This window comes from Thiohalophilus sp. (assembly GCF_034522235.1).
GTDB lineage: Bacteria > Pseudomonadota > Gammaproteobacteria > UBA6429 > Thiohalophilaceae > Thiohalophilus.
Genome location: NZ_JAXHLN010000003.1, coordinates 636,963 through 660,578 on the forward strand (window position 1 = coordinate 636,963; position 23,616 = coordinate 660,578).

At 57.2% G+C, this 23,616-nt stretch carries 23 protein-coding genes; 16 read left to right on the forward strand and 7 right to left on the reverse strand.

Annotation, left to right across the window (positions count from 1 at the left end; all coding sequences use genetic code 11):
- The first annotated feature begins 2 nt into the window (after window positions 1-2).
- The 3 genes from U5J94_RS05995 (at window position 3) to U5J94_RS06005 (ending at window position 1,114) form a co-directional block, all read left to right on the forward strand.
- Window positions 3-491 carry a c-type cytochrome gene (locus U5J94_RS05995; RefSeq protein ID WP_322564734.1) on the forward strand — a complete coding sequence of 163 codons (489 nt, stop codon included), beginning with the start codon at window positions 3-5 and terminating at the stop codon, window positions 489-491.
- A 14-nt stretch (window positions 492-505) separates the two neighbouring features.
- The gene (locus U5J94_RS06000; RefSeq protein ID WP_322564735.1) at window positions 506-637 is read left to right on the forward strand and encodes a hypothetical protein; all 132 of its coding nucleotides are present in this window, start codon (window positions 506-508) and stop codon (window positions 635-637) included.
- Between the two features lie 87 nt (window positions 638-724).
- Complete coding sequence (locus tag U5J94_RS06005; RefSeq protein WP_322564736.1) at window positions 725-1,114, forward strand: DUF302 domain-containing protein; 390 nt, start codon at window positions 725-727, stop codon at window positions 1,112-1,114.
- Between the two features lie 484 nt (window positions 1,115-1,598).
- Here U5J94_RS06005 and U5J94_RS06010 read toward each other — a convergent pair whose 3' ends face one another.
- Window positions 1,599-2,288, reverse strand: a complete 690-nt coding sequence (locus U5J94_RS06010) for a TonB family protein (RefSeq protein WP_322564737.1) — start codon at window positions 2,286-2,288, stop codon at window positions 1,599-1,601.
- Window positions 2,289-2,650: 362 nt separating this feature from the next.
- On the opposite strand from U5J94_RS06010, the gene U5J94_RS06015 reads away from it, so the two are divergent.
- Window positions 2,651-4,933: a TonB-dependent receptor gene (locus U5J94_RS06015; protein WP_322564738.1), complete on the forward strand. Its 2,283-nt coding sequence runs from the start codon at window positions 2,651-2,653 to the stop codon at window positions 4,931-4,933.
- Between the two features lie 320 nt (window positions 4,934-5,253).
- On the opposite strand, the gene U5J94_RS06020 is transcribed toward U5J94_RS06015, so the two are convergent.
- From U5J94_RS06020 to U5J94_RS06030, 3 genes are read right to left on the reverse strand one after another with little or no spacing between them, the layout of a single operon-like run.
- The gene (locus U5J94_RS06020; RefSeq protein ID WP_322564739.1) at window positions 5,254-6,204 is read right to left on the reverse strand and encodes a sigma-54 dependent transcriptional regulator; all 951 of its coding nucleotides are present in this window, start codon (window positions 6,202-6,204) and stop codon (window positions 5,254-5,256) included.
- Entirely contained in the window at window positions 6,201-6,914 is a 714-nt protein-coding gene (locus tag U5J94_RS06025; RefSeq protein ID WP_322564740.1) for a sulfite exporter TauE/SafE family protein, read from the reverse strand. Before U5J94_RS06025 ends, U5J94_RS06020 begins: the two co-directional genes overlap by 4 nt.
- 34 nt (window positions 6,915-6,948) lie before the next feature.
- A complete protein-coding gene (locus U5J94_RS06030) occupies window positions 6,949-7,860 on the reverse strand; it encodes an HDOD domain-containing protein (RefSeq protein ID WP_322564741.1) in 912 nt (303 codons plus the stop codon).
- Between the two features lie 198 nt (window positions 7,861-8,058).
- On the opposite strand from U5J94_RS06030, the gene U5J94_RS06035 reads away from it, so the two are divergent.
- From U5J94_RS06035 to djlA, 3 genes are all read left to right on the forward strand, one after another.
- On the forward strand, window positions 8,059-10,287 hold the full coding sequence (locus U5J94_RS06035) for a heavy metal translocating P-type ATPase (RefSeq protein ID WP_322564742.1): 2,229 nt from the start codon (window positions 8,059-8,061) through the stop codon (window positions 10,285-10,287).
- The gene (locus U5J94_RS06040) at window positions 10,284-10,640 is read left to right on the forward strand and encodes a cupredoxin domain-containing protein (protein ID WP_322564743.1); all 357 of its coding nucleotides are present in this window, start codon (window positions 10,284-10,286) and stop codon (window positions 10,638-10,640) included. Before U5J94_RS06035 ends, U5J94_RS06040 begins: the two co-directional genes overlap by 4 nt.
- A gap of 194 nt (window positions 10,641-10,834) precedes the next feature.
- Window positions 10,835-11,656 carry a co-chaperone DjlA gene (gene djlA / locus U5J94_RS06045; RefSeq protein ID WP_322564744.1) on the forward strand — a complete coding sequence of 274 codons (822 nt, stop codon included), beginning with the start codon at window positions 10,835-10,837 and terminating at the stop codon, window positions 11,654-11,656.
- A 488-nt stretch (window positions 11,657-12,144) separates the two neighbouring features.
- On the opposite strand, the gene U5J94_RS06050 is transcribed toward djlA, so the two are convergent.
- Complete coding sequence (locus tag U5J94_RS06050; RefSeq protein WP_322564745.1) at window positions 12,145-12,612, reverse strand: CopD family protein; 468 nt, start codon at window positions 12,610-12,612, stop codon at window positions 12,145-12,147.
- Between the two features lie 125 nt (window positions 12,613-12,737).
- The gene (locus tag U5J94_RS06055) at window positions 12,738-13,532 is read right to left on the reverse strand and encodes an alpha/beta fold hydrolase (protein ID WP_322564746.1); all 795 of its coding nucleotides are present in this window, start codon (window positions 13,530-13,532) and stop codon (window positions 12,738-12,740) included.
- A gap of 199 nt (window positions 13,533-13,731) precedes the next feature.
- Here U5J94_RS06055 and rpe point away from each other — a divergent pair, with 199 nt between their 5' ends.
- The 7 genes from rpe (at window position 13,732) to trpC (ending at window position 20,125) form a co-directional block, all read left to right on the forward strand.
- A complete protein-coding gene (gene rpe, locus U5J94_RS06060) occupies window positions 13,732-14,421 on the forward strand; it encodes a ribulose-phosphate 3-epimerase (protein WP_322564747.1) in 690 nt (229 codons plus the stop codon).
- A gap of 150 nt (window positions 14,422-14,571) precedes the next feature.
- Complete coding sequence (locus U5J94_RS06065; protein ID WP_322564748.1) at window positions 14,572-15,261, forward strand: phosphoglycolate phosphatase; 690 nt, start codon at window positions 14,572-14,574, stop codon at window positions 15,259-15,261.
- 113 nt (window positions 15,262-15,374) lie between these two features.
- Window positions 15,375-16,859, forward strand: coding sequence for an anthranilate synthase component I (gene trpE / locus U5J94_RS06070; protein ID WP_322564749.1), 1,485 nt, complete (start codon window positions 15,375-15,377; stop codon window positions 16,857-16,859).
- A 71-nt stretch (window positions 16,860-16,930) separates the two neighbouring features.
- Entirely contained in the window at window positions 16,931-17,308 is a 378-nt protein-coding gene (locus U5J94_RS06075) for a GxxExxY protein (RefSeq protein WP_322564750.1), read from the forward strand.
- A gap of 54 nt (window positions 17,309-17,362) precedes the next feature.
- Window positions 17,363-17,950: an aminodeoxychorismate/anthranilate synthase component II gene (locus tag U5J94_RS06080; RefSeq protein ID WP_322564751.1), complete on the forward strand. Its 588-nt coding sequence runs from the start codon at window positions 17,363-17,365 to the stop codon at window positions 17,948-17,950.
- A gap of 209 nt (window positions 17,951-18,159) precedes the next feature.
- Window positions 18,160-19,179: an anthranilate phosphoribosyltransferase gene (gene trpD / locus U5J94_RS06085; protein WP_322564752.1), complete on the forward strand. Its 1,020-nt coding sequence runs from the start codon at window positions 18,160-18,162 to the stop codon at window positions 19,177-19,179.
- A 148-nt stretch (window positions 19,180-19,327) separates the two neighbouring features.
- Window positions 19,328-20,125: an indole-3-glycerol phosphate synthase TrpC gene (gene trpC, locus U5J94_RS06090; protein WP_322564753.1), complete on the forward strand. Its 798-nt coding sequence runs from the start codon at window positions 19,328-19,330 to the stop codon at window positions 20,123-20,125.
- Between the two features lie 260 nt (window positions 20,126-20,385).
- Here trpC and crp read toward each other — a convergent pair whose 3' ends face one another.
- A complete protein-coding gene (gene crp / locus U5J94_RS06095; protein ID WP_322564754.1) occupies window positions 20,386-21,024 on the reverse strand; it encodes a cAMP-activated global transcriptional regulator CRP in 639 nt (212 codons plus the stop codon).
- 213 nt (window positions 21,025-21,237) lie between these two features.
- Here crp and U5J94_RS06100 point away from each other — a divergent pair, with 213 nt between their 5' ends.
- Together U5J94_RS06100 and U5J94_RS06105 are read left to right on the forward strand one after the other, a co-directional pair.
- Window positions 21,238-21,663 carry an OsmC family protein gene (locus U5J94_RS06100; protein WP_322564755.1) on the forward strand — a complete coding sequence of 142 codons (426 nt, stop codon included), beginning with the start codon at window positions 21,238-21,240 and terminating at the stop codon, window positions 21,661-21,663.
- Window positions 21,664-21,813: 150 nt separating this feature from the next.
- Window positions 21,814-23,472 (forward strand): DUF885 domain-containing protein, encoded by a 1,659-nt coding sequence (locus U5J94_RS06105; RefSeq protein WP_322564756.1) that lies wholly within the window; start codon window positions 21,814-21,816, stop codon window positions 23,470-23,472.
- Window positions 23,473-23,616: the final 144 nt, after the last annotated feature.

Sequence of the window (23,616 nt, forward strand, 5' to 3'; positions counted from 1 at the left end):
ACATGTCAGCGATATTCAACATTGTGGTGCTGGGTATTATTGGCAGTCTGTGGCTGGCCGGGTGTGACAACTCGGTCAGTTCCAACAGTCAACCACAAGCTGACCAATCAGCCTCAACAAAAACCGGGGTGCCGCCGCGTAATCAGGATATGCAGCAGATCCTGCGGGGCGGGCGCCTCTATCAACAAAACTGCGCGGCATGCCACGGCAAACTGGCGCAGGGGGCGTCGAACTGGCGCCAGCGCGACGAGGAGGGAAAATTCCCGCCACCGCCGCTGGATGGCTCGGCACACACCTGGCACCACCCGACGGCCCAGCTGGTCGAGATTATTAAAAACGGCACGCGGGATCGGGGCGGCAATATGCCGGCCTGGAAAGACCGGCTTGGCGATCAGGACATTGCCGATGTGTTGGCCTGGATCAAGGCGCAATGGCCCGATGATATCTATGCTCAGTGGTATCGCAACGATCAACGAGCAAAAAACAGATAGGCAAGAAGGAATATATGATGCACGGTGAAGGGTGGAGTGGCGGTTGGTGGTTGTTCGGTCACGGGGGCTTCGGTATCCTGATCTGGATTGTCGTACTCCTGGCCATCGTCTGGCTGATCAAACAGATACCAGCTCCTGGAGACTAGTACCTAGGACGTGAGCCTGAATAGACACAATTTTATGAATCACATGTAATTTTCTGAACTATAAAGATTTCTGAAAGGAGAGTGAGTATGTACGGATTTAACACCAAGGTCTCGGGCAGTTTTGATGATGCGGTTGAGAAAGTCACCGAAGCCCTGAAAGAAGAGGGTTTCGGCGTATTGACCGAGATCGACGTTAAGGCAGTCATGAAAAAGAAACTGGATATCGACAAGCGGCCCTACAAAATCCTGGGCGCCTGTAACCCGGTACTGGCCAACCAGGCCCTGACCGCCGAGCCGGATATCGGTCTGCTGCTGCCCTGCAACGTGGTCGTGCGCGAGGAAGATGATAGCTCAATCACCGTGGCCTTCATGGATCCTCAGGCGGTGCTGGATCTGGTGCAACAACCCGGGATTCATGAGCTGGCCGGGGATGTCAAGGCAAGGCTGGAACGGGTGCGCGACAGTCTGTCGAAATAAGGTTCTAGTTGCTAGTTGCTAGTTGCTAGTTGCTAGTTGCTGGTGACTGGTTACCAGAGAACAGAGGCGTAGGTCAGGTTGCGTGCAGCGCTACCTGAGATTCTGCGTATCGGCAGGGGTGTCACGCAGGCTAATGCCAGCGTGACCTACAGGATTAGCCAGAGTATAAGGTATGCACAAATTTGGAACAGTCTTGTAGGTCACGTTGGCGTAGCCTACGTGATTTGAAGAGTAGGGTATCGACGTTGAATTCGGAGAATAGCCTCAGTCTTGTAGGTCACGTTGGCGTAGCCTACGTGACTTGAAGAGCAGGGTATCGGCGTTGAATTCGAAGAATAGTCTTGTAGGTCACGTTGGCGTAGCCTACGTGACTTGAAGAGCAGAGTATCGACGTTGAATTCAGGGGATAGCATCAGCACTCAGCACTCAGCACTCAGCACTCCGCACCTAGTACTCAGCACTCAGCACTAACCATGCCTGATTATTAATTTCTCAGCCGGTACTCCATCGCGTACTGAAATTCCCTGCTGGATAAAGATGCCGGCGGTGGGGGAAAAGGTTGGGCTTTGCGGGCGGCCTGGATGGCTGCTTCGCAAAACAGGTCATTACCTTCAAGACATTCGATATCTTGTAATTGACCGTCATCGGCGACCGTGATGCGGATTGAAGCCCGACCCTCCAGCTGGCGCCGGCGCGCCATAAAAGGATAGTGCTGGTACTGTTCCAGATGGCGCAGCAAACGGCTCTGGTAGGATTCATCGGCTGATATCCCGCTGCGGACACCCCCGCTCTGCATTCGTTGCTGCTCCACCTCTTGCGGCAACGCCTCTTTAAACGGTTTTATCGCTTTTTCCTCTGACGGTTCATTAGTTTGTGTTTTTACGGGCCTGTTCGGCTTTTTGACGGGTTTCGGCTTCGGTTCAGGTTCAGGTTCAGGTTCAGGTTCAGGTTCAGGTTCAGGTTCGGATTTCGGCGCCTTCTCGGGTGGTTTTTTCGGTAACGGTTCGGATGTTGTCCGGTTTTCTGTTGCCGGACTCAGAGTGATGCTCAGTCGCGTTTCATTATCTGTCGGATAGTGTCCCGGCGAGAGCGAGCCGGACTGAATAATTGCCACAACATGCAGACCGATTGAGACCAGCAGCGTCAGTTTGAAGACAGGCGTTAGTTGCGTCATGAAAAGCAGGTCAGTCCGGTGGGTTTTTCGCATGTGCTGATATAAGCAAACTTTAACGTAATATCATCCCCGCTCCAATGCCGCAGGCCGGGTAAAACTGTAAGACACATAGTCGGGATCAAAATGCCAATGTGGCTGTTTTGAGACGAGGTGTCTGATAACAGACAGTTTCAAATTTATTTCCCACTGCAAGTTGTTGTTTTGTGGTAAATGATTTGTGGCACGGCATTTGCTCCTTTGTAGTTTATTTATATGGGGAGCAAGCAGTATGCAGTGCAGGTACTCTATTGAATTAAGAACGGCATAATATTTTCCTGTTCTGATCCCCGACTTTAATAACAAGCTACATTCAAGGGAAAAAAATGCATCAGCAACCATTACCTTTGCGCAAAACCTTACTTGCCACACTGATCGCCGCTTTCGCCCACGGCACCGCGATCGCCGAAGAGGCCATACCAACCATTTCGGTCACCGCCCCCCCTCTGACAGAGAGCCGCGACGTTAACCGCACAACCGTCAGTGAGGAGACCCTGCAGATGCTGGCCCCGGCTACCAGCGACAGCGCCAGCCTGCTGAAGAACCTCCCCGGCCTCACGATCCAGGGCTCCGGCGGGGTCTCCGGTCTGCCCGTCATCCGTGGCCTGGCCGATGATCGCCTGCGCATCAAGGTCGATGGCATGGACCTTATCTCCGCCTGTGGTAACCACATGAACCCGCCGCTCTCCTACATCGACCCGAGCAATGTCGACAGCGCCACCGTGTTTGCCGGCATCAGCCCGGTCAGCGTGGGTGGCGACAGCATCGGGGGCACCGTTCTGGTCGATTCACCTGCGCCGCAATTCGCACAACCCGGTGAAGAAAGCCTGTTAAAGGGCGAGGCCGGCTTTTTCTATCGCAGCAACGGCAATGCCTACGGCGACAACCTGAGCGCGACCGCCGCCAACGAAAAATTCAGCCTGACCTACACCAGCTCCACTACCGAGTCGGGCAACTACAGCGCAGGCGATGATTTCAAGACCCAAACCTATGTCAATGACGTGGGCGACCCCTCCCTTGACAGCGACGAGGTCGGCTCGACCAGGTACAAATCCACCAATCGCTCCCTCAGCCTGGCGATGCTCAACGACAACCACCTCACCGAATTCAAGATCGGCATGCAGGATATCCCCTACCAGGGGTGGAGCAACCAGCGTATGGACATGACCGGCAATGACAGTACGCAATTCAATCTGAACCACACCGCCGAGCTTGACTGGGGCACACTGGAAGCCCGCGCCTACCACGAGCGTACCCGTCACTCCATGCAGTTCTATGACGACAAGCTCTTCTGGTATGGCTCCAATGACGGCACCACCAATCCCGATGGCGAGCCCTGTACTCTGGAAGGTGGGATGAACGGCTGTGCGGCAGGCATGCCGATGGATACCGAGGGCAATAACAGCGGACTCCTGCTCAAGGCGGATATCGTGCTGTCGGGCCGTGACCTGCTGCGGGTAGGCACCGAGGCCCAGCAGTACCGTCTGGATGACTGGATGGATCCCTCCGGTAAGGGAATGTGGCCCGACACCTTTATCAATATCAACGACGGCGAGCGCGACCGCCTGGCGTTGTTTGGCGAGTGGGAAGCGCAGTGGGACGAGCGCTGGCTGACCCAGCTCGGCCTGCGCTATGAACAGGTGAAAATGGATGCTGGAGAGGTACAGGGTTATAACGCTACCTACCTCGCTGACGAAACAGCCTTCAACGATGCCGACCGCGCCAGGACCGACGACAACTTCGACTTCACCGCGCTGGCCCGTTTCACCCCGGATGCCAGCCGCACCATCGAGTTCGGCCTGGCGCAGAAGAGCCGCTCGCCCAACCTCTACGAACGTTACACCTGGTCGACCGGCGGCATGGCGATGCGCATGATCAACTGGGCCGGCGACGGCAACGGCTATGTCGGTAATCTGGAGCTGGACCCCGAAATTGCTCGCACCGTCAGCGCCGCCTTCAGCTGGCACGATGCAGCGCAAAAGAAGTGGGAGCTGAAGGTGAGCCCCTACTATACCCGCGTCAAGGACTATATCGATGCCGAGCGCTGCTCGGGGGCGGCCAGCGGTGTCTGTACTGATGCTAACCTGACGGCGACCGAGGATTTTGTCTATTTGCAGTTTGTCAACCAGGAGGCCACCCTCTACGGTCTGGACATCTCCGGCCACTTCCCGCTGGCTCAAAACACTCCGTACGGCAACTTCACCGCGACCGGTATGCTGAATTACGTTCGCGGCGAGAACGAGGATACCGGTGACAACCTCTACAACATAATGCCGCTCAATGCCAGGCTGGCCGTCGTGCAGCAGAAGGGAGCATGGCAGAACACCGTCGAGGTGGAGCTGGTGGATAGCAAGGAGGATGTCTCCGCCACCCGTAACGAGATGCAGACCGAGTCCTACGGCCTGCTCCATCTGCGCAGCAGCTACACCTGGAAACAGGCCCGCTTCGATGTTGGTATCGAGAACGTCTTCGATGAATTCTACAACCACCCGCTGGGCGGCGCCTATCTGGGTGAAGGCAAAACCATGTCCGGGAGTGATGTTGCCTGGGGTACCCCGGTCCCCGGCATGGGACGTTCCATCTATGCCGGCGTAAACATCAAGTTCTGAGCCTGGCGATGGCATAATAAGGAGACGACGCCGGCGTAAGCCGGCGTTTTTCATGTGCCTGCGATACCTCTGTCATCCAGGTCAACGAACCGGGCCGATCTTACTGGGCCAAAGTGAATATCGTATTTTGATCCATTGATTCAAGAGCGGTTGACGAACGCGGAGGACGCAGAGGCGCAAAGACGCAGAGAAATGAATTTTGAATTCTAAATCAGTGGAACTGTATTTTAGATAGAAAAAGTTGCCAGGAAGATCAAAAAACATGATCTCCGCGCCTCTGCGGCTCCGCGTCCTCTGCGTTTTTAATCAGGGATGCTGATTTATTCGATCGCGTATTTTTTCATGCGGTAGATCAGCGCGCTGCGGGTGATGCCGAGCAGCCGGGCGGCCTTGCTCTGGTTGCCGGTGACCCGGGCCAGTGCCTGGCGAATCATGCTCGCTTCCAGGTCATCGAGCTGTACGCCCGTACCGGGCAGTTGCAGTGAACTGTCCTGCCCGGTGTTCGGGCGGACGATCTCGGCCGGCAGATTGCCGACATCGAGGGTCTTGCCGGGCAGCAGCACCAGCATGCGTTCGCAGACGTTGCGCAGCTCACGCACGTTGCCGGGCCAGGCGTAAGCCTGCAAGGCTTCGATGGCGGCAGTGGTATAGCGGGGTGCATCCAGACGATGATAGATTGCCAGGCGTGCTGTCAGCTTGCCCAGCAGCAGTTCGATATCGGAAAAACGTTCGCGCAACGGCGGCAGATGCAGCGGTACCACGTGCAGGCGGTAATAGAGATCTTCACGGAACAGACCTTCTTTCACCAGCGTATACAGATCCCGGTTACTGGCGGCAATGACCCGTACATCCACCTTTTCTGTCGTGGTCTGACCCAGTGGCTGGATCTCGCCCGATTCGAGAAAACGCAGGAGCTTGACCTGTACCGGCAGGGGCAGTTCGGCGACCTCATCCAGAAACAGGGTGCCGCCGTCGGCGGCCTTGAGTTTGCCCGGCTGATCCTGGTGGGCATCGGTGAACGCACCGCGCCGGTAACCAAACAGTTCAGCCTCAACCAGATTATCGGGCAGGGCGGCACAATTAATATTGATCATCGGCGCCCGGTTGCGCGAGCTCGTTCGGTGCATGCCATGCGCCAACAGCTCCTTGCCGGTGCCGGTTTCGCCGGTGATCAGGGTGGTGACCTCGGTCACGGCAATCAATTGCGCCGAGCGCAGAGTGGCAAGAAAGGCCGGAGCCTGGCCCAGTAAATGCGTGAATGCGTCATTCATGGCAAACTTCCTACAGAAACATGTTGATGACCGTGCGCCCAGGTCAGATAAAAGCTTGCGATAGCCAATACTATCAGCAGTAAACCCACGCCCATTTTGACCTGGGTCAACCGGGACAGCCTTGCCATCCATCCGGTTAATATACCGGCGGTCATTACCGAAGGCAAAGTCCCGGCGCCGAAACTCAGCATGAACAGCGCGCCATAGACCGCGTCACCGGCAGTACCCGAGATAATCAGTGCGGAATAAACCAGCCCGCAGGGCAGCCAGCCCCAGACCAGGCCGAACAACCAGGCGTGCCAGGGTGAGCGCACCGGAATGAGTTTCTGCCCCCAGGGTTGCAACCGCTTCCACAACGGTTTGCCCAGTTGCTCGATCATGGCAAAACGGGGAAACCACTCGGCCAGATAGAGTCCGATACCAATCATCATGGCGCTGGCAATGCCTTGCAGGATCAGATGTCCTGTGTCGGGACTGAGCACCTTGAACAGGCTGTCACCCAGCCAGCCCAGCAGGGCGCCGGCGGCTGTGTAGCTGGTAATGCGACCAAGGTTATAAGCGGAGATATAGGGAAACAACCGCCAGCGGTGTTCGCGGACCGCCGGCGGCAGACTGAAGGTCAGCGCGCCGATGATCCCGCCACACATCCCCAGGCAGTGCAGACTACTGAACAGCCCGACAATAAAGGCACTGACCAGGGCAATATCCATCTAGATCAACACTCGCACAAGAAATAAAGCGACATCATAACATTACTTGATTGCCGCGACCTGTCGCGAGTCGGAAATCGGAACTCAGAACTCCAGGGGCCAGCTCCGGATGCATCGCCTGCAGGACATGCTGCAGCGTCAGCCGGGATTCGCCGGTCAGGTCAATCAGTTCGGTGGGATTCAGATCCGCCATCTGCCAGACCCGGGTATCGATGGGCAGATCATCATCCGGGCTGATGGCTTGCTCGATCGTGTTGCCGATCGCGTTGGCCAGATGCACGATACCGGTTTCCTGAATGTAATGGTTCGCCAGGGCGGGCTGATGATGAAGGCCAACCGCCTCGATTATTGCCTCGGGCATATGCCACTGATGCAGCAATGCTGCGCCAACTTCCCCATGGTCAATCCCGAAGACATCCCGCTCGATGTGGTACAGCTTGTCTTCGCCCTGCGCGGCACGCGCCAGAACCTGACGGGATTCTTCGGGTCGTAATAAATACATGACCAGTTTGCCGATGTCGTGCAGCAAACCGGCGATAAACAGACGTTCGGTGTTAACGAACCGCAGTCGTTCGCCCAGGGTTCGGGCGGCGCTGGCCACCGCGAGGCTGTGGCGCCAGAACTGTTGGGGGGTGATCAACCCCTCGGGAAACTGGTTGAACTGTCTGATCAGCGTCATGGTCATAATGATGTCCCGCAACGCATGGGTGCCGATGAGGGTGATGGCCATGGAGATGCCGTCAATCTGCGACGACACGCCGCAAAAGGGACTGTTGACGATCTTCAGTACGCGCGCCGAAAGTGAGGCATCCTGATTGATGATTTCGGCAATCTCCGCGGCGCTGCAGGCGGGGTCGTTGATCAGTGTGTCAAGACGCGCGACGATGGCCGGCAGCATAATCCGCTCAAGGCGATCATAAAGCAGGGACTGGGGATCGGGCGCCATGGCGTCGGGTAAGGTATCCTGTTATCCGTTGGCGAATCGCCGAGCCCGGTTCAGCCTGACCCGTTGATTTCGATTATAGGCGGTCCCGGTCAGTGATAACGCGAGCATTGTGTGAATATATTCACATTTTAAAGTAGGTATTTGAGACGGGCGGATGCCCGATAACGCGGTTTTAATCAATATATAAGGTAGCGTGGTATGACGGCAGCAACCCGACTCTCCATCAGCGGCATGAGCTGTGCCGGCTGCGTAGCCAGCGTCGAACAGGCGCTGCAGGCGGTGCCCGGCGTCGAGCAGGCCGAGGTGAATTTCGCCGAGCACACCGCCACGGTCGAGGGCGATGTAAGTGCTGACAAACTGGTCGAGGCCGTCAAACAGGCCGGTTACGACGCGGCCGAGATGAAAGGGCAAAATGCCGAGGCCGACAAGGAAGCGGCCGAGATGGCCCACTACCGCCGCCTGTTGCGCAAGACCGCGGTGGCGGCGGTGCTCGGGGTGCCGCTGGTGATCGGTGACATGGGCGGCTTCTTGCCCGCACTGGATACCTCACTCGGTCAGCCAATCTGGCTGTTTCTGGGGCTGCTCACCCTGGGGGTGATGATCTATGCCGGCGGCCATTTTTTCACCGGGGCGTGGAAGGCCTTTCGGGTGCATAACGCCAACATGGATACCCTGATTGCCCTGGGCACCGGTGCCGCCTGGGTCTATTCCGTGGTGGTGGTGCTGTTCCCCGACACCGTGCCGAGTCTGGCCCGGCATGCCTATTTCGAGGCGGCGGTGGTGATCATTGCCCTGGTCAATCTGGGCGGGGCGCTGGAGATGCGCGCCCGGGGCAAGACCTCCGAGGCGATCCGCCGGCTCATCGGTCTGCAGCCGAAGACCGCGCGGGTGGTGCGCGAGGGTAAGGAGCAGGATGTACCCATCGACGAGGTCGGGCTGGGCGAGACGTTGCGGATTCGTCCCGGCGAGCGCATCCCAGTGGACGGCGACATTATCGACGGTCATTCCAGTGTCGATGAGTCCATGCTTACGGGTGAGCCGCTGCCGGTGACCAAACAGGTCGGCGACGAGGTGGTGGCCGGCACCATCAACGTCAGCGGCAGCTTCCTGTTCCAGTCCAAACGCATCGGTGCCGACACGGTGCTGGCGCAGATCATCGAGATGGTGCGCCGTGCCCAGGGCAGCAAACCGGCCATCGGCCGTCTGGTGGATAAGGTGGCCGGGGTGTTCGTGCCGGCCGTGCTGCTGGTGGCGGTGGCAACCTTTCTGATCTGGTTCAACCTGGGCGGGGAGGTGCTGCTGAGTCACGCCATCGTCGCCACCGTGACCGTGCTGATCATCGCCTGCCCCTGCGCCCTGGGACTGGCCACGCCCATCTCCATCATGGTCGGCGTCGGCAAGGCCGCCGAATACGGCATCCTGATTCGCAATGGCGAGGCCCTGCAACAGGCAGGCAAGCTTGAAGCGATCGTCCTGGACAAGACCGGGACCGTGACCGTGGGACGTCCGAGCGTCACCCACCTGGTGCCCGCGGCCGATTACAGCGAGGAACAAGTGCTGCAACTGGCTGCGAGCCTGGAGCAGGGTTCCGAACACCCGCTCGCTCACGCCATTGTCGAGGCGGCCAAACAGCGCGAGATCACCCTGTCCGACGTCCAGCGGTTCGAGGCGATCACCGGCCAGGGGGTGAGCGCTGAACTGGACGGCGACGTGTGTTATCTCGGCAATGTTCGCCTGATGCAGAGCCAGGGCATCGATATCGGCGAGCTGCAGGACCGGGCGCAACAGCTGGCCGGGCAGGCGGAAACGCCCATGTACCTCGCCCGGGGGCAGCAACTTGTGGGTATCGTGGCAGTGGCCGATCCGATCAAGGATGACTCGGCCGCCGCGGTGCGGCGTTTGCAACAGCTCGGGCTCAAGGTGATCATGCTGACCGGCGATAACACCGCCACGGCACAGGCGGTGGCGCGTCAGGTGGGGATCGACGAGGTCATCGCCGAGGTCCAGCCACAGGACAAGAACCGGCATATCGAACAATTGCAGCAACGCGGCGAGGTGGTGGCCATGGTCGGCGATGGCATCAACGACGCCCCGGCGCTGGCCCAGGCCGATGTGGGTTTTGCCATCGGCAGCGGCACCGACGTGGCGATCGAAAGCGCCGACGTCACCCTGATGCGCGGCTCGCTGCACGGGGTGGCCGATGCCATCGCCATCTCCCACGCCACCCTGCGCAACATCAAGCAGAACCTGTTCGGCGCCTTTGTCTATAACAGTCTGGGCATCCCCATCGCCGCCGGCATTTTGTATCCGATCATGGGGCTCATGCTCAACCCGATGATCGCCGGCGCCGCCATGGCCATGTCCTCGGTCACCGTGGTGAGCAATGCCAACCGCCTGCGCTGGTTCAAATCAGGAGCCCAATCATGATCTGGCTGATCAATCTTCTGGGGCTGGCACTGATGCTGGCCATCGTCTGGTGGTTCTGGATCGCCAAACCCGCGACCACCCAACGCCAGGGCGATACCGTCGACATCCTGGTGGACGACGGCGTCTACACGCCGTCGCGGATCGAAACGCCCGTCAACCAGCCGATTACCCTGCGCTTTTTGCGCAAGGATGCCAGCCCCTGCGCCGAACAGGTCATTTTTTCCGACTTCGACATCAGCGCCGAACTGCCGGTGGATGACTACAAAGCGATCACCCTCACCCCGCAGGAAAAAGGCGAATACGACTTTACCTGCCAGATGCAGATGTACCGTGGTACGCTCATCGTCATATGACGAAGGGCCGAGTTACGAGGGACGAGTGACGAGGCAAAAACACTCCATTATAGTAGCATCTTCACCTCGATATTTTATTTCACGATTGCAGTGGTAAAACTTTAACAAAGTGAGGTAGCTGTGTTGCCACAACAAAATGATTTAATAACGTCAATTTCCTCGTCCCTCGTCCCTCGTCCCTCGGCCCTGTTCTTATGAGCTGGTGGGGCAAGGTTGTCGGCGGGACGTTCGGCTTCATGCTGGGCGGACCATTGGGCGCGCTGCTAGGCGGGGTGCTCGGCCATCAATTTGATCGGGGTCTGAACTTGCAGAGACAGCTCGGTGGTCCGTCTCGCCCGGGTGAGACGGAGCGGGTGCAGATGGCATTTTTCACCGCGTTGTTCTCTACCATGGGGCACGTGGCCAAGGCCGACGGGCGGGTGAGTGAAGACGAGATCGAGATGGCCCGCGGGGTCATGCAGCAGATGCGCCTCGACGAGCAGCAAAAGCACGCCGCCATCGAGCTGTTCAATCAGGGTAAGCAGCCCGACTTCGATCTGGATGGCGTGCTGGAGCAGTTCCGCCAGGAAGCGCGCCGGCGTCGCACGGTGTTGCAGATGTTCATGGAGATCCTGATCCATGCCGCCTATGCCGACGGTGTCATGCACCCCACCGAACAGAACGTGCTGCGGCATATCGGTCAGCGGCTGGGCTTCAGCGGCAGCGCGTTCGAGCAACTGCTGCAAATGGTTCAGGCCCAGCGGCAATTCCACCAGCAACATGCCGGTGCCGGTGGTGGCGCCCAGGCAGGACGTCCCCCGGCCGAACAGTTAAAGCAGGCCTATGAACTGCTGGGCGTGAGTGAAAGTGCCAGCGATAGCGAGATCAAAAAAGCCTACCGGCGGCAGATGAACCAGCACCACCCGGACAAACTGGTGGCCCGGGGCATGCCCGAGGAGATGATCAAGATCGCCAACGAAAAGACCCAGGAGATCAAGGAAGCCTACGAGCTGATCAAGAAATTACGCCAGCACTGAAATAGCTTGCGCGCATTTGAGAAATAAAAGCAAACCACCAAGACGCCAAGACACGAAGAAAATAAATATTTGAACACTTCGTGTCTTGGTGTCTTCGTGGTTAATATCTTTCACCGTACCGCACGGCCTGTCGCGCCAGAGGCGCTCCTACAATAGATGTTTTTCCTCGGAACTCGTAACTGCCTCCGCAGGACGCGCGGACCCGGGTAGGCCCGATATAGCGAAGCGGTATCGGGCATTTTTCGGGTTGCCGGACACCGCTATGCTATGTCCGGCCTACCAACTGTGAAATAAAAGCAAACCACGAAGACACCAAGACACGAAGAAGAATATTGTTTAAACCTTTGTGTCCTCTGTGGTGAGACAAGCATGGCTGGTCCTGAACACTATTGTGAAATAAAACAACTGCAACACATAAAATCTCGAAGGATTTAATATTGATTTTACTTCGTGTCTTGGTGTCTTGGTGTCTTCGTGGTTAAGATTTTTCAGCCGAAGTACCGCCCGCCGCTGGCAATGGCCACAGTAATAAGCCCCAGCAGGGTATTCAGTCCCACCAGCATCCGGATCTGGCCGAGCTTCTGGCCGCCGGTCGGCCAGTCCTGGCTGAGAACGGCCTGCTTGAGCCGACGATAGGGGGCAAAGAAGACATGCAGGTAGATCAGGATCATGATGATGCCGAGGGCGTTCATCAGGTGGACATAGATCGGGGCGCTGGCAAAGCCGCCGAACATGGCAAACAGCATCCAGTAGCCGGTCAATGGCAGCAGAATGACAGACGCCCAGACCCAGGGAAAGAACTTGCCAAAGGTGCCAACCCAGAGGGTCAGGCGTACCGGCGGTTCCAGTTGCGTGGCGGCTACCGGGCGCAGGCACATATAGGCAAAAAACATCCCGCCGACCCAGATGACGGCGGCGAGCAGGTGAAGGGCAATCAAGATACTGTTCATATTCATATTTCTGACCTCGTTATTTATAAATTATTAACGCAGAGGCAAAGGGCGCAATGTTGAATTTTAAATTTTGAATGTTGAATTGTGAGTTTGTACTTAATTCAAAACTCAACATTCAACATTCAAAATTATCTCGCCGCTTCCTCGCCGAGCGCCTGATTATCCAGCCAGCGGCTGACCCGTTTCACCATTGTATCGGCCATGCCGTTGAAGAAATGGTCGGCGCCTTCGATCTCAACCTGGCGGTAGTTATTGTTGCCGGCCCGGGCGGCGCCTGTGGCGCGCTGTTTGACCGAAGCCATCACGCCTTCCAGATCCCGGCTGCCGTAGAGATCGAGCACCGGAATGGTGATCTTCTCCAGGTTGTGGGCGTTGTCCATTTTATCGATTTTGCTCTGATTCATGCCAATACCGACGAATCCCCGGACAGGATGATCGGGATTGCTGGCCAGATAGTGGGTGCTCATGGCGGCGCCCATGCTGTGGGCGAGGATGACGATATTCTCGATCCCCTGTTCGCGCAGGTAGGCGATCGCCGCCTCGAAGCGGGGCGCGACCTCGGCGAACAGCGGTTCATAGTCCCGGGCGTCGGCCTGGTTTTCGAGAATGGGCATCTGGACAGACAGGGTCATCCAGCCGTGGTCCGGTAACCGGCTGCGCAGCGGATGGATAACTTCCGGCCAGTTCGGATGGGCGCCGATGCCATGGACGACGATGGCGGCCCCTTTGGCTTTTTCGGTGGTGTGTTCGGTGGCCAGCGCCAGCACCGGCTCGTCGCGGGGTTCCAGCCAGATCGCCTCGCCGACCATCAATGTATCGACGATCTGATCGGCCCAGCGCTGTTCCTTGGCCTTGTCCGAGGCTGACAGCGGCGAACTGATCAGCGCGATACTTATTAATAGGGTGGTACACAATCCGCGCATGGTAATCCCTTGTAATCAGAGAGGTTTTGTTTCCGGGCCCGCCCGGGGAAATGCCGGGCGGGGCGCAAATCCGCAGTCATGTTGCCACAAAAGGCTGAAAAATCCGATCCGATCAGGTAAAGTCTGCGGTTCATTTTTCAGCAGGTCGCGTCACGGCGCGAGCGACGACACTTTAAATTACAAGCGAAGAGGCGAACCTATGGCCGATTATCAAATTGCCCCGTCCATCCTGTCCGCGGATTTTGCCCGCCTGGGCGAGGAAGTGGACAACGTACTGAAAGCCGGTGCAGACATTGTCCATTTTGATGTCATGGACAACCATTACGTGCCCAACCTGACCATCGGCCCGCTGGTTTGCGAAGCCCTGCGCAAGCATGGTGTGACCGCGCCCATTGACGTGCATCTGATGGTCAAGCCGGTGGATCGGATTATTCCCGACTTCGCCGAAGCCGGCGCCACCTACATTACCTTCCATCCGGAAGCCTCCGATCATATCGATCGTTCCCTGCAGCTGGTGCGCGAAAGCGGCTGTAAATCCGGTCTGGTATTCAACCCGGCCACGCCGCTGGATTATCTCAAGCATGTCATGGACAAGGTCGACATGGTCCTGCTGATGTCGGTCAACCCCGGCTTTGGCGGCCAGTCCTTCATCCCGGCCACCCTCGACAAGCTGCGTGAAGCACGCAAACTGATCGACGAATCCGGTTATGACATCCAGCTGGAAGTCGATGGCGGCGTCAAGGCCGACAATATCCGCGAAATCGCGGCAGCGGGCGCGGATACCTTTGTCTCCGGCTCGGCAATTTTCGGCAAGGGCCAGGATTCCGATCCCAACCGCTATGATTCCATCATCAAACAAATGCGGGAAGAACTGGCCAAGGCCGGTTAATCATAGGGCGGATGATGTAACGCAGAGTTCGCAGAGGCGCAGAGGCGCAGAGAAATTAATTGTTTTGTGCTGATTCTAAAGCATATTATTCTATTCTCCTCCGCGTCTCTGCGACTCCGCGCCCTCTGCGTTTTTATGCAGGAATCTAAAATGTTGAAGAAGCCGGAAATGGTACTGATTGATGTGGACGGCACGCTGGTGGACAGTGTGCCGGATCTTGCATATTGCGCGGACGAGATGATGAAACAGCTCGGCATGCCGGAACATGGCGAGCCGAAGGTGCGCCATTGGGTCGGTAACGGCGTCGAGCGTCTGGTGCGTCGCGCGTTGATTGGCCGGCTCGACGGCGAGCCGGACGAGGCACTGTTCGACAAAGCCTATCCGATCTATCTGGAACTGTATGCCGAAAATACCAGCAAGCGCAGCAAGGCGTATCCGGGCGTCAAGGAGGGGCTGGAGTATCTCAAGCAGGCCGGTTACCGGCTGGGTTGTGTGACCAACAAGGCGGAGCAGTTCACTGTGCCGCTGCTCAAGACGCTTGGTCTGTACGATTATTTCGAGATCGTGGTCAGCGGTGACACCCTGCCGAAGAAAAAGCCCGACCCCCTGCCGCTGTTGCATGTGGCGGACTTTTTCGGGGTCAAACCGGAAAAGGCACTGATGATCGGCGATTCGGTCAGCGACGTCACCGCCGCGCGGGCCGCCGGTTTCCAGATTGTCTGCATGAGCTATGGCTACAACCATGGCGTGGATATCCGCGAGGCCAACCCCGACGCGGTGATCGACTCCATGGCCGAACTGCCCGATTTACTCAAACAGGCGGCGCGTGGCGCGGCCTGACTGTGACCTGAAGATGCAACGCCGCATGAACAATACCATTAACCGATGGCGCCACTGGTGAGGCAGTGACTCCGGTTTTTGGTATATGATGGCAACTCTTCAGGTGACAGTTTATGAACGAGACACAATTTCAGGCGTACGCCAAACAGGGCTATAACCGCGTCCCGCTGGTGCGGGAAGTGCTGGCCGATCTCGACACCCCCTTGAGCACCTATCTCAAGCTGGCCGACGGCCCCTACAGCTATTTGTTCGAATCAGTGCAGGGCGGCGAGAAATGGGGCCGCTATTCCATTATCGGCCTGCCCTGCCAGACGGTTCTGCGCATTCACGGCCACGATATTCGTCTCTACCACAACAGTGAGATTATCGAACAGGAACAGGCCGATGATCCGCTGGCCTGGATCGAAGCCTTTTATGCCCGCTACCGGGTCTTCGAGGACGACCGCTTGCCGCGCTTCAATGGTGGCCTGGTCGGTTACTTTGGCTACGACACGATTCGCTACATCGAGCCGCGGCTGGCAAACTGTCCCAACGACGACGCGCTGGAACTGCCGGATATCCTGCTGATGGTCTCCGACGAGATCGTGGTGTTCGATAATCTCTCCGGCAAGCTCTATGTCGTGCTGTATGTCGATCCAGGTCAGAGCGGGGCCTATCAACAGGGACAAACGCGGCTGGATCAGTTGATCGCCCGTTTGCAGCAAACGCCGCCCCGGCCTGCCAAAACCCGTTCGCTGAAGGTCCATGAAGACGATTTTATCTCCGGCTTCACCCAGGCGGGCTTCGAGTCGGCGGTGGAAAAGGCCAAGCAGTACATTATCGACGGCGATGTGATGCAAGTCGTCCTGTCGCAGCGCCTGTCGATTCCCTACGAGGCACAGCCGCTGGATCTGTATCGCGCCCTGCGCAGCCTCAATCCCTCGCCCTATATGTTCTATCTGGATCTGGACGATTTTCACATCGTCGGCTCCTCGCCGGAGATCCTGGTGCGGGTGGAAGACGAGACTGTCACCGTGCGCCCGATTGCCGGCACCCGCCCGCGCGGCAAGACCGACGAGGCGGATCGGGCTTTGGAAGCCGAACTGCTGGCCGATCCCAAGGAGCGGGCAGAGCACCTGATGTTGATCGATCTGGGGCGTAACGATGTCGGTCGCATTGCCGAGACCGGCAGCGTCAGAGTGACCGAAAACATGGCCGTGGAGCGTTATTCGCACGTCATGCATATCGTCTCCAACGTCACCGGCAAAATCAAAGCCGGCATGTCCAACATGGACGTGCTGCGCGCGACTTTCCCGGCCGGTACCGTCTCCGGCGCGCCCAAAATTCGCGCCATGGAGATCATCGACGAGCTCGAACCGGTCAAGCGCGGCGTCTACGCCGGCGCGGTGGGGTATCTGTCCTGGTCCGGCAACATGGACACCGCCATCGCCATCCGCACCGCCGTAATCAAGGACAAACAACTGCACATCCAGGCCGGCGCCGGCATCGTCCACGACTCCGTCCCGCGCAACGAATGGGACGAAACCATGAACAAAGGCCGGGCCATCTTCCGCGCCGTCGCCCTCGCCGAAGCCGGCCTGGACGGGGCGCATAGATAAGGCGGTGTATTTAACGCGGAGGGCGCGGAGGCGCGGAGACGCGGAGGAAATAAAATGCAAAGGAGATGCAAATGCACGAAAATGAGATTGCAGGAGAAATAATCGGTGCGGCGATTGAAGTACATCGTGTACTGGGCCCCGGGTTACTGGAATCGGCGTATCATGAATGTCTGAAACATGAATTTGGGATTCGAGGTATCGGATATGAGTCAGAGGTTCCAATTCCCTTGAAATACAAGGGTATCGTGGTTGATCAGGTTTATAGAGCTGACTTTATGGTGGATAACAAGGTGATTATCGAGCTGAAATCGCTGGAGGAAATTAAAGATATACATAAATCTCAGGTTCTGACCTATCTAAGGCTGACAGGCAGAAAATTGGGATTACTTATTAATTTCAGGACGTCATTGATTAAGAACGGTATATATCGTGTTGCAAATAAATTGTAGTTCTCCGCGTCTCCGCGACTCCGCGTCCTCTGCGTTTTTCGCAGGGAGTATTCTATGTTGCTGATGATAGACAATTACGATTCGTTTACCTACAACCTGGTTCAGTACTTCGGGGAGCTGGGCGTGGAGGTGCGGGTTTATCGTAATGACCAGATTACGCTGGATGAGATTGCCGAATTGAAACCGGCGTACCTGGTGATCTCGCCGGGCCCCTGTACGCCCAACGAGGCGGGGGTGTCGGTGGAGGCGATTCGCCGCTTCGCCGGCAAGCTGCCCATTCTGGGCGTCTGTCTCGGCCACCAGGCCATCGGCCAGGCCTTTGGCGGCAAGGTGGTACACGCCGGCAGCATCATGCACGGCAAGACCTCGATGATCCATCATTATGATATCGGGGTATTTAAAGGGCTGCCCAACCCGCTGGAGGCGACCCGTTACCATTCGCTGGTGATTGAGAAAAATTCATTGCCGGATTGCCTGGAAGTGACCGCCTGGACCCGACAGGACAATGGTGATCTGGATGAGATCATGGGTGTACGGCATAAAGAACTGGCGATCGAGGGGATCCAGTTCCACCCCGAGTCGATCCTGACCGAACACGGTCATGATATGTTACGGAACTTTCTGGAACAGAACCGAAGATAAGTTTTAGCGCAGAGACGTTTATGCCCGTTGTTTGGGTGCAGAGATATAATTTTGAATGTTGAATTTTAAATTATGAATTACGGCCATGGCTTTTAATTCAAAATTCAAAACTTAAAATTCAACATTAAGCGTTACTTCGCGTCCTCTGCACCCAAACAACGGGCATAAACGCCTCTGCGGTAAATATCAATTAAAAACGGGATATTGAAATGGATATGACAGAAGCGATCAAGGCGGTAACTGAAAACCGCGACCTGACCGGCGAGGAGATGACGCAGGTGATGCGCCTGATCATGACCGGCGAGGCGACGCCGGCGCAGATCGGCGGTTTTCTGGTCGGGCTGCGCATGAAGGGTGAGATGGTGGACGAGATCGCCGCCGCCGCCGGCGTGATGCGTGAACTGGCCACCCGGGTCTCGGTTCAGGGCGAGCATCTGGTGGATACCTGCGGGACCGGTGGGGATGCAGCCAGTACCTTTAATATTTCCACCGCCAGCGCCTTTGTGGTGGCGGCGGCCGGCGGGCAGGTGGCCAAGCACGGTAACCGGTCGGTTTCCAGCCAATGCGGCAGTGCGGATGTGCTGGAAGTTGCGGGCGTCAATCTGGACCTGATCCCTGAACAGGTGGCTCGCTGTGTCGACGAGGTCGGTGTGGGGTTCATGTTTGCGCCCAAACATCACAGCGCCATGAAACACGCCATCGGTCCGCGCCGTGAGATGGGCGTGCGCACCATCTTTAACGTGCTCGGTCCGCTCACCAATCCGGCGGGCGCGCCGTACCAGGTGCTGGGCGTCTTCTCCGCGCAGTTGCTGGTGCCGCTGGCACAAGTGCTCAAAAAACTGGGCAGCAAACATGTGCTGGTTGTGCATGCCGAGGACGGCATGGACGAGATCAGTATCGGTGCGCCGACCCATGTGGCGGAACTGAAAGACGGCGAGGTCAGCAGCTATACCATCACTCCGGAACAGTTCGGCCTGCAGCGTGCGGAGGTGGCCACACTGAAAGTGGAGACTGCCGAAGAGTCGCTGGCGGTGATCAAAAACCTGCTGAATAACCAGCCCGGTCCGGCCCGGGATATCGTCCTGCTCAACGCCGGTGCGGCCATCTACGCCGCCGATCTGGTACCGACGCTGGAGGACGGCGTCAAACGTGCCGCCGAAGTCATCGCCGACGGTTCCGCCGCCGCCAAGCTCGACGAACTGGTGAAATTGTCCAAATCATTTTCATAAATGCTTATTCAGCATAGAAGCCACAGAAAACGCAAAGTAATGTTGAATGCTAAATGTTTAATGTTGAATTAGATGTGGCTCCGCAATTCAAAATTCAACATTCAAAATTATATTTTCGTTCTCTATGGTGAAAAATATAAATAGTGAAATGAATAATACTCCCGATATTTTAAAAAAAATCATCGACCGTAAACGGGACGAGGTAGCCGAACGCCAGGCGACAATTCCATTATCGCAACAGCAACAACGCGCGGCGGAGGCCTCGCCGGTACGGGACTTTATTCAGGCTATCGAACAGCGTCTGGCGAACAGTCAGCCGGCGGTGATCGCGGAGATCAAAAAAGCCTCGCCCAGCAAGGGCGTGATGCGCGACCCGTTCGTTCCGGCGGAGATTGCCCGCTCTTACGAGCAGGGCGGTGCTGCCTGCCTGTCGGTGTTGACCGATGTCGATTTTTTTCAGGGCAGTGACGAATTCCTGCAACAGGCGCGCGAGGCCTGCTCCCTGCCGGTGCTGCGCAAGGACTTCATGATCGACCCGTACCAGGTCTATGAGGCCCGCGCCATCGGCGCCGATTGTGTCTTGCTGATCGTCGCCGTGCTTGACGATACCCGGATGCGCGAGCTGCATGATCTGGCCCGTCAACTGGGTATGGCCGTGCTGGTGGAAGTGCATGATGCCGGGGAACTGCAGCGGGCCCTGAAACTCGAAACACCGTTGATCGGGATCAATAACCGTGACTTGCGGACCTTCGAGACCCGGCTGGAGACGACACTCGAACTGCTCGACGCGATCCCCGACGATCGCATCGTCGTCACCGAAAGCGGCATCCATACCCCCGACGATGTCAAACACCTGCGCGACAACGGCGTCCACACCTTCCTCGTCGGCGAAGCCTTCATGGTCGCCGAAGACCCCGGCACCCGGCTCAAGGCCCTGTTCGACTAATAAATAGATGGGATTGTGAAAATAACGCGGAGGGTCGCTCTCGGCATCCTGCCTCCCGCGACACTAGTACGTCCCTGTACGTCGCGCGGAGGCGCGGAGGACACAAAGAAATTTTGAATGTTGAATTTTTAATTTTGAATTAAATGTAGCTCCGCAATTCAAAATTCAAAACTTAAAATTCAAAATTATAATTATATCTCTGCGGCTCCGCGCCTCTGCGACCTCCGCGTTATTTTTCCAGAAACCCTGAAAAGTGCTGCTCAGCGCGTCCCGAAGACGACAATCGTCTTGCCTTTGACGTAGATCAGTCCCTGTTCTTCCATGGCCTTGAGCACGCGGCCGACCATTTCGCGGGAGCAGCCGACGATGCGGCCGATTTCCTGGCGGGTGATGCGGATCTGCATGCCGTCGGGATGGGTCATGGCATCGGGCTGTTTGCACAGGTCCAGAAGGGTACGGGCGACGCGGCCGGTGACGTCCATGAAGGCCAGGTCGCTGACCTTGCGACTGGTGTCGCGCAGGCGGGTGGCCATTTGCCGGGCCATGGCAAACAGAATGTCCGGATGGTCCTGGTAAAGCTGGCGGAACTTGGCGTAGCTGATCTCCGCGACCTCGCAGGTGGTGCGGGCGCGTACCCAGGCGCTGCGGTTGCGCTCTTCGTCGAACAGTCCCATCTCGCCGAAAAAGTCGCCCTTGTTGAGATAGGCGAGGACGATTTCCCGCCCCTCTTCATCCTCGATCAGGACAGAGACGGAGCCGTCAACGATGTAATACAGGACTTCCGAGTCGTCTTCCGCATAGATAATGACGCTCTTGGCCGGATACTGACGCCGATGGCAGTGTTCGAGGAAATGATCCAGCGAGGGGATACCCGTATTTTCAACCTTGGCCTGAACCATGCTTTTCCTTATATAGTTTGCTGACGTCGGTTGCCGCCTATGTTATACCAATAGTGCCTATTTACAATAGAGGGGGCGGATCGCAGCGTCGAATTGAGAATGCCGTCACCCTGCGATAGGGGACAATGGCAGCGATGTTGCAACCTGCTTCAGTATAGGAATTTCGGGGCCGATTGCATAGTAAATCAGCATGATTTGGAGGGTAATAGACCGATGAAGGCACGGATCAAGTGGGTTGAGGAGGCGGCATTTGTTGGCGAGTCGGGCAGTGGCCACGCCGTGGTGATGGACGGGCCGCCGGAGCACGGCGGCCGCAATCTGGGGATTCGTCCGATGGAAATGCTGCTGCTCGGCATGGGCGGTTGCACCAGTTTCGATGTGGTGAACATCCTGAGAAAATCGCGTCAGTCGATAACCGACTGTTATGCTGAGCTGTATGCCGAACGTGCCGAATCCGAACCCAAAGTCTTTACCCACATACACGTGCATTTTGTGATCACCGGCAAGGACCTCAGTGACAAACATGTCAAACGGGCAGTGGAGCTGTCGGCGGAGAAATATTGTTCCGCCTCGATTATGCTCGCCAATGGCGGCGTCGAGATCAGTCATGATTATGAAGTTATCGATGCGGATGATTGAATGCGTATACCAACCCCGAATGGAAGTGAATGAAAAGGTCAATAATGCCGTCGGCAAATGAATGCGAAATAACGCAGTTCCCTATTCCTGACTTATCCCTGGTTGCCTATTATATGCTGAAGCCGGAAGCTGATATTGTGAGTGTCTATCATGGCTGATTTCCCCGGGTTGTTGCACAGTTACTATCAGGCCTGGTTTCGTTTTCATCCCGAAACAGCAGTAGATCTCGGCGTTCGCGGATTTGAATCGCAACTGACACCATTTGCCGATGACGATATCGGCGCGCTTAACACCCTGAATGAAAAACTGATCGACAGTCTTGACGAGATCGAGACATCCGGATTGACCGCGGCCCAATCCATTGATCGTGAAGTGATGTACGGTGCGGCGGTTATCGAGTTATCCGAAACCATCGAGCATGACTGGCGCTATCGGGATCCAGCCCGCTATCTGCCTGTTCATGCCATCTATCAGCTTACCCTGCACAATCTCAAGTTAAACAAGCAGCATCTGAAACACCGTCTGGAAGCGATTCCGCGGTATTTGCGTAATGCCCAGGCCAATCTGCATAACGAACCCGAAGCGATTCCGCCATTGTGGCTGGAGGCGGCGCACACCGAAGCGGTACAGGGGGCGGAGTATCTGCGCAGCCTGCGCAAGCATCCGATCTTTTTACAGCATGCATTGAACAGCGAGCTGGAACAGGCGGCACATGCGGTGGATGAATTCGCCCGGTTTATGGAGACGGAACTGCAGCCGCACGCCGCCGGTGACTTTGCCTGCGGCAAGGCCCGCTTTGAGCGGCTGTTGCGGCATCGCCATGCCCTGCCGGTTTCAGCAGAGCAGTTACATGCCCTGGGTGAGCGGCTTTTCGAGGAGACCCTGAGCGCCCTGAAACAGGTGACGCATGAGCTGCAGGGTAATGACGATATTCAGCAGCTGACCGACAAGATCCAGGCCCGGCATCCGGACGCGGCACAGTTGCAGGAAACGTACCGGGAGAACATGCTGGCGGCAAAGACGTTTGTTGCGCAACAGGATCTGGTCAGCTTGCCGGACCAGGAGTCGCTCAAGGTGATCGAGACGCCACCCTTCCTGCGCCATGAGATTCCGTTTGCCGCCTATCTGGAGCCGCCGTTCAACGATCCCGAGCAACAGGGTTACTATTATGTCACGCCGGTTGAGAATGCGGCGTCGCTGGGCGAGCACAACTTCGTCAGCTTGCGGCATACCTGTGTCCACGAAGCCTGGCCCGGTCACCATTTGCAGTTTGTCACCGCCAACCGGGGCCGCCGTTCCAGCAGCTTGCCGCGGTTGGTGAATCCGTCTTCCACGTTGTATGAAGGCTGGGCGCTGTATTGTGAACAGCTGATGCAGGAACAGGGCTTTCTCGACAGCCCCGAGTCCCGTTTTATCCTGCTCAAGGATCGGTTGTGGCGAGCCCTGCGCATCATGCTGGACGTGGAGCTGCATACCCGGGGGCTTCCCGTTGAGCGCGCGGCCGAGCGCATGCAGCACTGGCTGGGCTTCACCCGCGCGCAGGCGATGGCGGATCTGGGCTGGTATACCCGCTCACCGACGGTGCCCATGGGCTATGCCACCGGCTGGGCGCTGATCAACGCCACCCGTGAGCGCCTGGGGCAACGGGAAAAACCGTTTGACCCGAAATCCTTCCACGATCGGCTGCTGTCGGAGGGCTCCATCGCCCTGTCGCATGTGATTCGCGAGCAGTTCGGTCACCCCGTCTGGGACAGCGTACAGCACGATGTCTTTGCGCCGGGGCAATCCGAGCCCGCGGCGTCGGTCTGATTTCCCGGGCTGAATTTCCCACGAATTGGTTGAAATCGACACCCGCAGGCGAGAAGCCTTCGTTTCGCCGGGTGAAAAAGGCCTGACGCGCCCGGGCGGTTCGTTTAAAATGGCCGATTTTCAGCGCCCGGCCCACCAGGAGAA

Bases quoted from the DNA above. Each gene is read 5' to 3' on its own strand.
- U5J94_RS05995 (WP_322564734.1), top strand. From the start codon at position 3: ATGTCAGCGATATTCAACATTGTGGTGCTGGGTATTATTGGCAGTCTG.
- U5J94_RS06000 (WP_322564735.1), top strand. From the start codon at position 506: ATGATGCACGGTGAAGGGTGGAGTGGCGGTTGGTGGTTGTTCGGTCAC.
- U5J94_RS06005 (WP_322564736.1), top strand. From the start codon at position 725: ATGTACGGATTTAACACCAAGGTCTCGGGCAGTTTTGATGATGCGGTT.
- U5J94_RS06010 (WP_322564737.1), bottom strand. From the start codon at position 2,288: ATGACGCAACTAACGCCTGTCTTCAAACTGACGCTGCTGGTCTCAATC.
- U5J94_RS06015 (WP_322564738.1), top strand. From the start codon at position 2,651: ATGCATCAGCAACCATTACCTTTGCGCAAAACCTTACTTGCCACACTG.
- U5J94_RS06020 (WP_322564739.1), bottom strand. From the start codon at position 6,204: ATGAATGACGCATTCACGCATTTACTGGGCCAGGCTCCGGCCTTTCTT.
- U5J94_RS06025 (WP_322564740.1), bottom strand. From the start codon at position 6,914: ATGGATATTGCCCTGGTCAGTGCCTTTATTGTCGGGCTGTTCAGTAGT.
- U5J94_RS06030 (WP_322564741.1), bottom strand. From the start codon at position 7,860: ATGGCGCCCGATCCCCAGTCCCTGCTTTATGATCGCCTTGAGCGGATT.
- U5J94_RS06035 (WP_322564742.1), top strand. From the start codon at position 8,059: ATGACGGCAGCAACCCGACTCTCCATCAGCGGCATGAGCTGTGCCGGC.
- U5J94_RS06040 (WP_322564743.1), top strand. From the start codon at position 10,284: ATGATCTGGCTGATCAATCTTCTGGGGCTGGCACTGATGCTGGCCATC.
- djlA (WP_322564744.1), top strand. From the start codon at position 10,835: ATGAGCTGGTGGGGCAAGGTTGTCGGCGGGACGTTCGGCTTCATGCTG.
- U5J94_RS06050 (WP_322564745.1), bottom strand. From the start codon at position 12,612: ATGAATATGAACAGTATCTTGATTGCCCTTCACCTGCTCGCCGCCGTC.
- U5J94_RS06055 (WP_322564746.1), bottom strand. From the start codon at position 13,532: ATGCGCGGATTGTGTACCACCCTATTAATAAGTATCGCGCTGATCAGT.
- rpe (WP_322564747.1), top strand. From the start codon at position 13,732: ATGGCCGATTATCAAATTGCCCCGTCCATCCTGTCCGCGGATTTTGCC.
- U5J94_RS06065 (WP_322564748.1), top strand. From the start codon at position 14,572: ATGTTGAAGAAGCCGGAAATGGTACTGATTGATGTGGACGGCACGCTG.
- trpE (WP_322564749.1), top strand. From the start codon at position 15,375: ATGAACGAGACACAATTTCAGGCGTACGCCAAACAGGGCTATAACCGC.
- U5J94_RS06075 (WP_322564750.1), top strand. From the start codon at position 16,931: ATGCACGAAAATGAGATTGCAGGAGAAATAATCGGTGCGGCGATTGAA.
- U5J94_RS06080 (WP_322564751.1), top strand. From the start codon at position 17,363: ATGTTGCTGATGATAGACAATTACGATTCGTTTACCTACAACCTGGTT.
- trpD (WP_322564752.1), top strand. From the start codon at position 18,160: ATGGATATGACAGAAGCGATCAAGGCGGTAACTGAAAACCGCGACCTG.
- trpC (WP_322564753.1), top strand. From the start codon at position 19,328: ATGAATAATACTCCCGATATTTTAAAAAAAATCATCGACCGTAAACGG.
- crp (WP_322564754.1), bottom strand. From the start codon at position 21,024: ATGGTTCAGGCCAAGGTTGAAAATACGGGTATCCCCTCGCTGGATCAT.
- U5J94_RS06100 (WP_322564755.1), top strand. From the start codon at position 21,238: ATGAAGGCACGGATCAAGTGGGTTGAGGAGGCGGCATTTGTTGGCGAG.
- U5J94_RS06105 (WP_322564756.1), top strand. From the start codon at position 21,814: ATGGCTGATTTCCCCGGGTTGTTGCACAGTTACTATCAGGCCTGGTTT.